General features: G+C 56.0%; 14 protein-coding genes and 1 pseudogene. 9 read left to right on the top strand and 6 right to left on the bottom strand.

The annotated features are described in order from the left end of the window. Positions 1–80: 80 nt before the first annotated feature. The 3 genes from ACQ86N_RS29015 to ACQ86N_RS29005 form a co-directional block, all read right to left on the bottom strand. On the bottom strand, positions 81–1160 hold the full coding sequence (locus ACQ86N_RS29015; RefSeq protein WP_431210090.1) for a TonB-dependent receptor domain-containing protein: 1080 nt from the start codon (positions 1158–1160) through the stop codon (positions 81–83). A 366-nt stretch (positions 1161–1526) separates the two neighbouring features. After that, positions 1527–1724 carry a hypothetical protein gene (locus ACQ86N_RS29010; RefSeq protein ID WP_431210089.1) on the bottom strand — a complete coding sequence of 66 codons (198 nt, stop codon included), beginning with the start codon at positions 1722–1724 and terminating at the stop codon, positions 1527–1529. A 71-nt stretch (positions 1725–1795) separates the two neighbouring features. Continuing rightward, positions 1796–2983: a TonB-dependent receptor plug domain-containing protein gene (locus tag ACQ86N_RS29005; RefSeq protein ID WP_431210088.1), complete on the bottom strand. Its 1188-nt coding sequence runs from the start codon at positions 2981–2983 to the stop codon at positions 1796–1798. 114 nt (positions 2984–3097) lie between these two features. Here ACQ86N_RS29005 and ACQ86N_RS29000 point away from each other — a divergent pair, with 114 nt between their 5' ends. Next, entirely contained in the window at positions 3098–3370 is a 273-nt protein-coding gene (locus tag ACQ86N_RS29000) for a hypothetical protein (protein ID WP_431210087.1), read from the top strand. Then, positions 3279–4607, top strand: a complete 1329-nt coding sequence (locus ACQ86N_RS28995) for a carboxylesterase/lipase family protein (protein ID WP_431210086.1) — start codon at positions 3279–3281, stop codon at positions 4605–4607. The genes ACQ86N_RS29000 and ACQ86N_RS28995 overlap by 92 nt, the downstream gene beginning before the upstream one ends. 9 nt (positions 4608–4616) lie before the next feature. On the opposite strand, the gene ACQ86N_RS28990 is transcribed toward ACQ86N_RS28995, so the two are convergent. The 3 genes from ACQ86N_RS28990 to ACQ86N_RS28980 form a co-directional block, all read right to left on the bottom strand. Next, positions 4617–4823, bottom strand: a complete 207-nt coding sequence (locus ACQ86N_RS28990) for a helix-turn-helix domain-containing protein (protein WP_431210085.1) — start codon at positions 4821–4823, stop codon at positions 4617–4619. 2 nt (positions 4824–4825) lie between these two features. Continuing rightward, a complete protein-coding gene (locus tag ACQ86N_RS28985) occupies positions 4826–5365 on the bottom strand; it encodes a hypothetical protein (RefSeq protein WP_431210084.1) in 540 nt (179 codons plus the stop codon). A gap of 73 nt (positions 5366–5438) precedes the next feature. Then, positions 5439–5720: a hypothetical protein gene (locus tag ACQ86N_RS28980; RefSeq protein WP_431210083.1), complete on the bottom strand. Its 282-nt coding sequence runs from the start codon at positions 5718–5720 to the stop codon at positions 5439–5441. A gap of 134 nt (positions 5721–5854) precedes the next feature. On the opposite strand from ACQ86N_RS28980, the gene ACQ86N_RS28975 reads away from it, so the two are divergent. The 7 genes and pseudogenes from ACQ86N_RS28975 to ACQ86N_RS28945 all read left to right on the top strand — a co-directional run bounded on the left by ACQ86N_RS28975 (position 5855) and on the right by ACQ86N_RS28945 (position 11628). Next, positions 5855–6406, top strand: a complete 552-nt coding sequence (locus ACQ86N_RS28975; RefSeq protein WP_431210082.1) for a Crp/Fnr family transcriptional regulator — start codon at positions 5855–5857, stop codon at positions 6404–6406. Continuing rightward, entirely contained in the window at positions 6403–6561 is a 159-nt protein-coding gene (locus ACQ86N_RS28970; RefSeq protein ID WP_431210081.1) for a helix-turn-helix domain-containing protein, read from the top strand. Before ACQ86N_RS28975 ends, ACQ86N_RS28970 begins: the two co-directional genes overlap by 4 nt. A gap of 26 nt (positions 6562–6587) precedes the next feature. Continuing rightward, positions 6588–6995: a response regulator gene (locus ACQ86N_RS28965; RefSeq protein WP_431210080.1), complete on the top strand. Its 408-nt coding sequence runs from the start codon at positions 6588–6590 to the stop codon at positions 6993–6995. Between the two features lie 169 nt (positions 6996–7164). Further along, positions 7165–8408, top strand: a pseudogene (locus tag ACQ86N_RS28960) (chloride channel protein); the annotation flags it as partial. 27 nt (positions 8409–8435) lie between these two features. Beyond that, positions 8436–8972: a CBS domain-containing protein gene (locus tag ACQ86N_RS28955; protein ID WP_431217644.1), complete on the top strand. Its 537-nt coding sequence runs from the start codon at positions 8436–8438 to the stop codon at positions 8970–8972. A gap of 116 nt (positions 8973–9088) precedes the next feature. Continuing rightward, entirely contained in the window at positions 9089–10831 is a 1743-nt protein-coding gene (locus ACQ86N_RS28950) for an MOSC domain-containing protein (RefSeq protein ID WP_431210079.1), read from the top strand. A gap of 83 nt (positions 10832–10914) precedes the next feature. Continuing rightward, a complete protein-coding gene (locus ACQ86N_RS28945) occupies positions 10915–11628 on the top strand; it encodes a hypothetical protein (protein WP_431210078.1) in 714 nt (237 codons plus the stop codon). The last annotated feature ends 21 nt before the right edge of the window (positions 11629–11649 follow it).

The raw sequence follows: 11649 nt of genomic DNA, 5'->3' as shown, positions 1-11649 counted from the left end.
TTCTTGCCTTCGGGTAGCTGTTGTAGTCGATGCCATAGGAGGAGACGCCGTCGTCACTTCTGTCGGTGTTGACCTCGGGGTCATAGCCGTCGTATTTGGTAATGACGAACAGGTTCTGACCGGTGACGGAGATGCGAATGGCCTTTGCCCATTTGTCGATGTTCCATTTTTTGGTGTCGAATTCGTAGGCCAGGGAAAGATTGTTCAGGCGGAAGTAGGCGCCGCTCTTGAGCGTAGCGGCTGCTGACGGGGGCGGCGTTGTTGATGCTTTCTTTTGGTTCGGCGGCTGCGGCGGAGCTGGTATTGACGCTTTTTGCCAGTCTTGCCTTGTAGAAGTTGGTATTGGCTGTGTTGTCATAGAGCTTGTTGCCGGAGATGCCGTTGAAGTTGGCCCGGAGGCTGAAGCCTTTGAAGCCAAAATTGCCGTATACGCCGTAGAGCAGGTTGGGAAGGGCGGTTCCGAGGACCTGTCTGTCCTTGTCGGAAATGATATTGTCGTGGTCGCGGTCTTCGTATTTGCTCAGGCCGTTGTCGCCGATGCCGATGTATTTGAGCAGGTAGAAGGAGCCGATGGGGTTGCCGTTGACGTAGCCATTGATGGTGGCGGATGTCAGTCCGGAGCCTTGTGCGGAGCCTGTGGTAATGACGGTGTACGGGGAGTTCTTCACCTCGTTGTGGATGCTGGTGATATTGCCGCCGATGGAGAAGTTCATGTCTTTGCCGATCTTTTTCGAAAAGTTGAGCTCGGCTTCGAGGCCGTTGTTGTCGACCGTCATGTTCTTGATGTTGGACCAGTACTCCTGTGCGGGCTGGACGGGGTCGGCGGGAAAGCCCTTCAGCAGGATGTGGTTGGAGGTTTTCCGGAAATAGTCGACGGTTCCTGTGAGGGCTCCGCCGAAGAGGCCGAACTCGAGGCCGATGTCGGTCTGGTTGGATACCTCCCATTGCAGGTCGGGGTTGGCGGGTCTGACGTAGGTGTAGCCGGTGGGGTAGGTGCCGGATTCATAGAGCGGATAGGTGCCGCCGGAAGCGGTGAACAGGGGCTGTGTTTTTTGGCGGGGATCTCCTGGTTGCCCGTCCGGCCCCAGCCGGCTCTTAACTTTAGATTGCTGATCGGGGAGGAGCCGTTCTTTATAAAGTCCTCTTCGCTGATGATCCATCCGAGCGAGAAGGACGGGAAGTAGCCGTATCTGTTGTTGCTGCCGAATTTGGTGGAGCCGTCGGCCCTGAAGTTGGCGGTCGCCAGGTATTTATTGGCGTACTGGTAGGTGATCCTGCCGAAGAAGGACTGCTGTTCGTTGATGACGGCGGTGCCTTTGTCGGTGTTGTTGGTGGACAGGGCCGGCTGTCCGGTGCTGGGGTCGTAGATCGGCTGGATATTGCCTACGGGATAGTTCTGGGTCAGGTAGTCCCTTGTCTGGATGAAGAATTTCTGGTAGGAATAGCCGCCGAGGACCGAGAGGTTGTGTTCTCCTTTGGTGAATGTCCAGGTGAGGTAGTTTTCGATGAGCGTATTCCTGTTGGTATTATAGATCGTCTCCAGTGCTTCCGAGCCGGGCGGGTGTGGCGCTGGCGAGGCTTTGGAGATTGCGGGTGCCGGTGGAATAGTCGATGCCGAAATTGACCTTGTAGATCAGGCCCTTTACGATCTTTACGGATGGGGAGATGCTGCCGATGAGGCGGTTGATGGTAGCGACGTCCTTGTCCAGTTTGAAATAGATCAATGGGTTGCTGATGTTGTTGTATACGGCCGGATTGCCACTGGCGTCGTAGGCCGGGTAGGTAGGGTTGTTGGTCAGGCTTCGCCGATACCGAAGGGTGGGCGGACGTTGTTGGTGGCGGAGTAGTTGAGGACGGCGTCGATGGTGACGCGGTCATCGAGGAATTTTTGTGTGGCGTTGAACCGGCCCGTGTATCTGTCGAGCGTGTTGTTTTTGATGATGCCCTCTTGTTTTTGGGCGCTGAAGGAGGCGTAGTAGGTGAGTTTGTCGGAGCCGCCGCTGAGGCCCATGTTGTAGTTCTGGGTGAGGGCGTTCCTCGTGATGAGTTTCTGCCAGTCGGTGTTGCCGCCTTTGTCGTCGAGAGTACCGCCGATCTCGGGGACGATCTTTCTGAATTCGTCGGCCTTATAGACGGGGAGTGCGCGGGCCATTTTCGATGTGCCGAGGCTGGCGGAGAGGGTAAGGAGGGAGGTACCGGCGCGCCCTTTTTTTGTCGTGATGATGATCACGCCGTTGGCGCCGCGGGAGCCGTAGATGGCGGTGGCGGAGGCGTCCTTGAGTACGTCCATGGAAACGATGTCGGCGGCGTTGATAAAGCTGAGGGGGTCGGATGCGCCGCCGGTGGTGGAGTTATCGAGCGGGAGTCCGTCGACGACGAACAGTGGGGTGTTGCCGGTGCGGATGCCGCCGGGGCCGCGGATGGAGATGCTCATGGGAGCGCCGGGTTCGCCGCTGAAGGAAGTGACGTTGACGCCGGCGGCCTTGCCCTCGGATGAGTTGTTCGGGGAGGTGACGACGCCCCGGTTGAAGTCCTCGGTCTTGAGGGATTTTACGGCGCCGGTGACGTCGCGTTTAGTCTGGGTGCCGTATCCCATGACTACGACATTCGTTAGTTCGGCGGCGTTGGACTGGAGGATCAGGTCTAACCGGGTCTTGTCTCCGACGGTGATCTCACTGGTGGTGAAGCCGACATAGGAGATGACGAGGATGGCGTTGGCGTCGGGGACAGTGATGGTGAAGTCGCCGTCTTTGCCGGTGGTGGCGGACTGGCGGCCGTTCTTGACGGCGACGGTGGCTCCTGCGAGGGGTGCTCCGCCGGACTGGGTTACCTTACCGGCGATTCTGATGCCGGTCTGGAAGGGGGAGAAATGATTTTTGTTTAGATGATTGTTTGGGGTGAAAGCGAAAGCTGTCTGTAGCGTAAGCAGTGGGAGCAGGAACAGCCAATAGACTGCCCGTGTCGCGAATTTTGGTTCTGACATAGCGTTTTTGTTAGGAGTGTGAAACTATCAGTTAGCGGGATGAAGATAGGTAGTTTCCTGTATAGGGCGAAGAAGACCAATAAATAAAATTGTGCAAAAGTGGTAACTTCCGGGATGCGAGTATATCAAATAAAGCCGGTCATTTTTTCCTTATGTTTTTTGATGGTGTTTGCCGCCGCGGCGCAGCGGGTTCCGCCGGTGGTGAAGACGCGTGCGGGTTGGGTTCGTGGGGTGAAGGAGGATGGGGTGGATGTGTTCAGGGGGATCCCTTATGCGCAGCCGCCGGTGAGTGTGTGTGCGGTGGAAGCCGCCGGTCGCGCATGCTGTCTGGAAGGATACGCTGGCGGCGGTGGGGTTTGGGTCGGTGGCTTTGCAGCCTGGTGGTAGTGCGGGTGTGTCGGGGTCGGAGGACTGTCTTTATCTGAATTTATATACGCCGGGTTTGTCGGGGCGTGCTCGGCCGGTGGTGGTGTGGGTACATGGGGGGAGTATGACCAATGGGAGTGGGAAGGGAATGAACGGGCATGCGTTTGCGGATGGGGATGGGATCGTGACGGTGACTATTAATTATAGACTGGGGGCGTTGGGGTTCCTGTATATGGATGATGTGGGTTATCGTCAGTCGGGAAATCTTGGACTGTTGGATGTGGTGGCGGCGCTGCGGTGGGTCCATGACAATATTGCGGCGTTTGGGGGAGATCCGGGGAGGGTAACGGTGATGGGTGAGTCGGCGGGGGCGAAGTTGCTGAGTGCGGTGATGGTATCGCCGGTCTCGAAGGGTTTGTTTCGGCAGGCGATACTGGAGAGTGGGGCGGTGCAGTGTATCCGGGATAGCGGGACGGCGAAGCGGGCGAGGGGGTTGCTGATGGCAGAGCTGGGGGTGAGCGATCCGCGGGAGCTGGTGAATTTGTCGGGTGAGGAGTTGATGCGGGCGCAGCGGAAGGTGTGTGACGGGATCGGGGGAATTCTTTTTGGGCCTGTATATGATGGGGTGACGATACCGGAGGATGGGTATGCGTATGCGGCTTCGTCTTTGGCTTCGGCTTCGGCGAAGTTGGGGGGATCCGGGTTATCATCGGGACGAATGAAGATGAGGGGGGCGGCGTTTGTGGGGAAGGATGCCGGTGAGGAAGTGTTTGGGCCGTTGTTCAGGGATAATGCGGAGTATGCCCATGCGTATTATCGGGCGCGGCTGCGGACGGATAGTCCTTATGCGGCGATGGTACGGACGCTGACGCAGTACATGTATCAGCTGCATTCATACCGGCTGGCGGGGGCGTTGAGCGGGGCGGGTGTGCCGGTGTATGTTTATAGATATGCTTTTGAGAATGGACAGGAGCTTGGGGCGCGGCATGGGGATGAGTTGAGGTATATCTGGGATGCGGCGAAGGTGCGGATGAACAGTATGGATTCGGTGCAGGTGAGGTTGGCGAATGGGTTGCATGGGGCGTGGGTGAATTTTATTCGCTCGGGTGATCCGAATGGGAGAGGGTTGATGGCCTGGCCGGGGTATCGTGTGGGGGATCCGCGGGTGATGGTGTTTGATCGTGTGGAGTCGGTGGTGAGGTTGAAGGAAGTTTATGATGATAAGCAATTTCCGTCGGCGGTGTTTGTGATCAAATAGGGTCGCCGGTCACTCCTTTGTATATTCGAGTATGTCGCCGGGCTGGCAATCCAGTGCCTTGCAGATGGCGTCGAGGGTGTCGAAGCGGACGCCTTTTGCTTTTCCAGTTTTTAGAATCGAAAGGTTGACGTTGGTGACGCCGACGAGGCGGGCGAGCTCGTTGAGGGACATTTTTCGCCGGGCCATCATTACATCGAGATTGACGACTATTGGCATGGTTATATGAATGATTCGTTTTCTTTTTTTACTGTCAGTGCTACTGTGACGAATTGGCGGATGGCCCAGAGGACGGCGGCGAGCAGGACGAACATCGTCTGTGGCTCGCGAAGGATGAGTTCGTGTGTCCCAAAGCGGTATATGCGGTTGATTATGTCCCAGGCGGAGGACCATTCGCCGGAATGCAGTTCGGAGAAATTGTCGCAGATGGTCTCGAAGAGGCCGAGCAGTGCGAGGGTGATGCAGCAGCCGATGAAGAAGTCGAGCACATGAAGGCTGTCCCTGGTGAAGTAGCCGAGTGCGCGGAATCGCCAGAACAGTCTGAAGAGGAAGACGCCGGCGGCAAGGAAGATGGCGTTGCTGATGATCTTTACGATGAACCATACAGCGGCGATCTTGTCGGGTGGGGCTATATAAGAATGATGGCTGCCGAGGAAGGGTATGAACCATCTTATATAGTAGACGATGGCCTGGAGTGAGAGCAGTACGGTCGCTGTGGCGATGATGCCGATGAGAAGGCTTCCGCGGTTGGATTTGCGCATGGACGATTTTTCGGTAAAGCTAGGTGTATATTTAAATAAAACAAATAATTTTTATCGTTTTATTTTAAAAAAATCATGATTTGGTTGGAGAATGATCGATCCAGGCGGTGAGTGCGGGGTCGGATGAGTTGGCCCATTCTTCGATGATCTCGCTGTCGATGGGGGCGTAGATCTCTTTTTCGCCTGGTCCTTCGGGTAATTGGCGGACCGGTACGAGGGTGAAGTTTGTCAGTTGAATATAGTCGGAGCGGCGGTCGGGGGTATAGCCTTTGATGAGGACGTACTGGTAGCCATTGCGCTTCAGGTCGTGAAGAATCTGTGGGGTGAGCCGGACTGGCGATTTACTCTTAGCCATGGTGTATGTTTGTGCGGTACGGTTTGTGCATTAAGGAATATGTTTAAATTTAGGTAGGATTAGCACTACAGACGGTGATCCTTGTCACTGTAAAAAGTGATAAAAGTCAATTTTGTAAACTTGAACCAGGAAGGATGAGTATAAAAGGTCTGTTTCCCATCAACAAATGGGATTTTGAGAGCGAGTCGATCCTTGCCGATCTGCCTGAAGGCGATCTGGCGATGCTGATGCAGCGGAAGAAGACGAGCCACTATAAGAAGGGGGAGGTTATATTCAGGGAGGAGGCGTATGCGGCGGGGATTTACTATGTGGTGAGCGGGAAGGTGAAGAAGTACAAGGTCGACCTGGACGGGGGCGAGCAGATCATTTATGTGGCTAACTCGGGCGACTTGCTGGGTTTCCACGCGGTGTTGTCGGGGGACCATTATATGGATTCGGCGGCGGTGCTGGAGGATAGCGTCATCTCCTTTATTCCGAGGGATGATTTTATGAATACGCTGGAGCATTCGGCGTTGCTGAGCAGGAGATTGCTGAAAACGCTGAGTCATGAGTTCTGTGTATTGGCGAACAGTCTTACCTTGTGTGCGCGCAGGCCTGTCCGGGAGAGGCTGGCGCTGCAGCTGATCGTCGTGCGGGAGAAATATAAGAAGGACGGGGGCCTGATGATCCGGTGGAGATCAATATGAGCCGTGACGATCTGGCCAGTCTGGTGGGTACGGCGAGGGAGAATGTGGTCCGGATCATATCGGAATTCAAGGAGGAGGGGATCCTGGCGACGAGGGGGCGAAAGATCATCGTGAACGATGTCCGGCGGTTGATCGAGGTAGCGAAATATTCGTGAGAGGAAATTATAAAGTGTTCATGACCATGAAACCTTATGTTGTTGTTGTTGACGACGACCCTGATGATGCTGAAATGCTTGCGGAGATGTTTCGTCAGAGGCATTTGGAAGTGCCTATTCATTCTTTTTTCGATAGCCAGGAGGCTTTCGGGTTTTTGGAGTCGCGCGATGCGAAGGATATGCCCGTATTGCTGGTCACGGACTATCAACTGCCGACTTTGAACGGGGCGCAGTTCCTGGAGCTGCTGCACCGTGACGCGAGGTATGATGTTATTTCGAAGGTAGTGTTGTCTACTTCGGGGAATCCGGCTCATGCGGATGAGTGTATGAAGAATGGGGCGAAGAAGTATTTGGTCAAGCCGACCGATGTGGTACAGCTGGAGGCGATCGTGGGGTATTTGTCGGTGTTGTTTTTGGAGAAGGCCGGTGGGTGAGGTTGGGTTGACCGCGGGGAGACTGGGTTGGCCGGGGTGATTGGGTTGACCGCGGGGTGGCGGGATTGGAAGTGAGGCGGTAGATCTCTAATGCTATTCTAATGTCCGGGGGCGGGGTTATGGGGCGGATTTCGGGCCGGCCTGCCGGTATCTTTTGGTATATTTGCACATGCGCCAGTGGATCAGGCTTTTAAAACGACAGATCGTCCGGGGTTATCACAATGGGGTCCATTTCCTCAGGACCCGTATTTCCAAAGTTCAGTATATCGTCATTACGGCGGCTCTGACGGGGCTGGTGTCCGGGCTGATGGCCGTCCTGCTGAAGCGTTCGGTGCAGCAGGTGGAGAAACTGGTTCAGCATTTCAGCGGCAGGGAGTATCTGTTTCTGCTGTGCCCGGCGGCGGGGTTGCTGCTGACGACCTGGATCATCCAGCGGTTCTTCCGGGGGCATATCGACAAGGGGATCGCGATGGTGCTGAAGTCGATCGCGGGGAAGTCTTCGTTCATCCCGCCGAGGAACAATTATATCCATTTTATTACGAGTGCGCTGACCGTGGGTTCCGGCGGGTCCGCAGGGCTGGAGTCGCCGATCGTGGCTACCGGGTCTTCGCTGGGGTCGACGGTTGCCAAGCTGGGGTTGCTGAGTTATTCGGAGCGGACGCTGATGATCGCGTGCGGAGCGGCTGCGGGTATCGCGGCGGTATATAGTGCTCCTATTGCGGGAGTGATGTTTGCGATCGAGGTGCTGCTGGCGGAAACGGTGGTGAGCTATTTTGTGCCGCTGATCATCGCGGCGGTGGTGGGGGTGTTGTGTTCAAAGGTCTTTCTGGGGGAGTCGAGTTTGTTCAATTTTGCGCTGAAGGAGAACTTCGATTATAAGAATGTACCGATGTATGTGCTGATGGGAGTGGGAGCGGGGTTTTTGTCGCTGTATTATGCGAAGGCGTTCCGGGGGGTTGACAGGCGGCTGCATCACTGGAAGGTCAGTCCTTATATGCGGGCTCTGGCGGGGGGCTGCTGCTGGCGGGGTTCTTTCTTCTTTTTGCGCCGCTATATGGAGAGGGATATGAGAGTGTGAAGCTGCTGGCGGAGGATAAGGCAGGGCGCATCCTTCCTGCCGCGGACTGGCTTCGGAATCTGCCGCCCAATTTACCGTTGTTGGTGTTTACGGGTTGTATCCTTTTTCTAAAACCGGTGACGGCGGCGATCACGATCGGCGCGGGGGAAACGGGGGTAATTTTGCGCCGTCGGTATTTGTCGGGGGTACTGGGGTTTCTTTTTTCCCGGCTTGGCAATGCGACCGGTTGGCTGCATCTTCCCGAGAGTAATTTTACGCTGGTGGGTATGGCTGGGATATTGAGCGGGGTGATGTATTGTCCGCTGACGGCGATCTTTCTGATCGCGGAGATCACGAACGGGTATGGGTTGATCGTGCCGCTGATGATCGTTGCGTCGATCGCCTATTTTATCGTGAAGGGTTTCGAGCCTTATTATATGGAGACGAAACAGCTGGCGTTGTCGGGGGAGATCTTCACGCATCGCCGGGAGCAGAATATCCTTTCGATGCTGAGTCTGGACAACCTTACGGAGCGGGACCATGAGGTGTTTCAACCGGCGGATTCGCTGAAGGACCTGGTCCGGCATATCGCCCTGGTGGACAAACCCGTGTTTGCGGTGGTGGATGCGGGGCATCGCCTTGCCGGGGTTATCGCCCTGAACGATATACGCGGGATGTTGTTCGAGCATGAGCTGCACGATAAGACGTTACTGAAAGATATCATGCGGCAGCCTTCTGCGGTGCTGCGGGTCGGAACGCCGATGAAGGCGGTGCTGGAGCAGTTCGATCGGACCAGGGCCGACTATCTGCCGGTGACGGACGAAGACGCGAGGTTTGCCGGATTTATATCCAAGGCGCGGATCTTCGAGCGGTACCGGTTGCAGGTAGCGCAGGCGCGGGATATTTATGACGATGATTAGTCGTTACGCCCAGTCTTCGATGGCGAGGAATCGCGGCCGGTCGCAGGCAATTTCGTGATTTATCGTGATCTCGTGGGGGTGAACGGTGGCCTGTTGATGATCTTCAATGTTTTAGGGTGGGTACGCTTATTGTTCGTGGTTTTTATATGAAAGTCCTTTCCATCAATGTATCGTTACCGAAGGAGGTCGACTGGCAGGGTCGCAGGGTATTGACGTCCATCTTCAAGGAGCCTGTGGCGGGGAGGCGGCGTGTGGCGAGGCTGAATATCGATGGGGACGGCCAGTCCGACCTGATGGCGCATGGGGGTGAGCACCGGGCGGTGTTTGTGTATCAGAAGGAGTCTTATGAGTACTGGTCGACGGTGCTTGGGCGGAGCGATCTTCATTATGGCCAGTTCGGGGAGAACCTGACGGTGGAGGGGTTGGCGGATGCAGAAGTGTGTATTGGGGACCGGTATCAGATCGGGACGGTGGTGTTCGAGGTGACGCAGCCGCGGGTGACCTGTTATAAGGTGGCGTTGAGTACGGGTGTGCGGGAGATGCCGTCGTTGCTGGTGAGTCATAAGCGGCCGGGTTTTTATTTCCGGGTGATCGTTGAGGGCGAGATCGGGGTGGGGGATGAGATCGTCAAGGTGGCGGGCGGAAATGGTCAGATGACCGTTGCGGAGGTGGATGGGCTGTTGTATTCGAATGCACATCCGGCGGACCGGCTGCGGGTGGCGCTGGATGTGGGGGTGTTGAGTGCGGGGTGGAGGGGGTCGCTGCAGGCTTTGTATGATGCGGCGGTGTCGGGTGTGGTATCGGGGAATGCGGGGTTGGAGCCTTCGGCGATAGTTGTGGCGTGGCAGGGGTTTCGGCGGTTCGTGGTAGATGCGGTTAGTGTGGAGAGTGCCGGTGTGTTGGCTTTTACGCTGCGTTCTGCCGACGGTGGGGATTTGCCGGCCTATGTAGCGGGACAGCATATTGTGGTGCGGATCCCAGACGGGGGTGTGGGGGCTGTCCGGATGTATTCGTTGTGCGGGCCGGTCGGTGGGAAATACTATAGGATTGCGGTGAAGGAGGAAGTAGACGGGGTGGGGAGTGGTTATCTGCACCGGCTTGTGGTGGGTGGTGTGCTGGAGGTGTCGGCGCCGAGAGGTGGATTTATGCTTGTGTCGGGGGACCGGCCGCTGGTACTGATGGGAGCGGGTATTGGGATTACTCCATTGCTGGCGATGTTGTATGCCGCGGCTAAGGATCGGGTGGTGTGGTGGGTTTACACGACGCAGGATAAGGAGCATTATCCATTCCGGGCCGAGGTTCGAAGGTTGTCGGAAGGGCTGGGGCATTTTTTTGAATATACGCTTTTTACGAGGCCGCAGCCAGGGGATGTGGTTGGGTTGGATTATAACGGTGCGGGGAGACCGACGCTTGAAGGGTTGCGGCAGCTGGGTCTGCCGGTGGATGGGGATTATTATTTGTGCGGGCCGTCGGGGTTTATGGCGGGGTGTCGGGCGGCTTTGTTGTCGCTGGGGGTGGCGGAGGCTGCGATCCGGCAGGAGGCGTTTGGTGCGGATGGGTCTGCCGGTGTCAGGGGGCTCCGCATGTGGCTGGCAGCGGGAGTGGGCCGATGGTCGTGTTCGCTAAAAGCGGGATCAGTTGTCCGTGGGATTCGCGGTGGGGTTCGTTGCTGGAGGCGGCGGAGGCCTGTGATGTGCCGGTCAGCTGGTCGTGCCGGGTGGGGGTTTGTCATCGTTGTGAGACGACGTTGTTCTCGGGGGGAGACAGAATATGTTACGCCGCCGCTGGACCGGCCCGCGGGAGGGAATATATTGATCTGTTGTTCGGTGCCGCGGAGTGAGATACAGCTGGATCTTTAGGTTTTTTTAGAAATTAAAAAGTACTTTGAAATACAAAGTTGTTGGATTATCTTTGCTCGTATCCCAATTTTTACCCAGAGCATATGAGCAAATTCGAAGAAATCTATCACGAGGCAAAGTCCGACAAATGGTTCAAAGGATTTGCCGTCTTTTGCCGTATCGCGCTTGCGGTCAGTTTTATCCCGACGGGGATCGTAAAAATTTTGAGCCAGCGGTTTGCCGAGGGGTTGCCGCATAACAATCCGCTTGGGCATTATTTCGACGCACTGCTGCTGACGGGGTACTACTATAATTTTCTTGGGTGGGTGCAGGTCGTTACGGCTATTTTGTTGCTGATCCCGCGTACTGCGCTGCTGGGTGCGCTGCTATATTTTCCGATCATTACCAATATTTGCGTCCTGACTTACGCCGTCAGATTTGACGGCACGCGGATGAACACGATGGCCTGGCTGGCGTGTTTATTCCTTTTGGTGTGGGACTATGATCGTCTGAAGCCTGTATTGTCTTTTAAACGACCGAAGGCGACGGCAGCTGTGGTGTCCAGGCCTTTGGGCAGGCGTCTTCGTCTTGTGTTTTTTGGCGGTGTATTTGCGGTGGTGGCCATTATCATCTTTGGGACGTTCTACCTGTTTGAGCTGGTGCCGGGAAATGAAGAGGCGGAGTGCAGGAATCAGTGCGCTTCCAGCAAGAATCCGGCGGCGTGTCAGGCGTTCTGCGACTGCATCTATGAGAAGGGGCAGCCGCTGGATAGTTGTCTGGCCAATTTTGACAGGGCTCCGGATCTCCGCAAAAAGTGAAATATTGTTAGGGGTCCGGAT

Source organism: Puia sp. P3, from assembly GCF_050632245.1.
Taxonomy (GTDB): Bacteria; Bacteroidota; Bacteroidia; order Chitinophagales; family Chitinophagaceae; genus Puia.
This window is presented reverse-complemented; position numbering and strand designations above follow the sequence as displayed.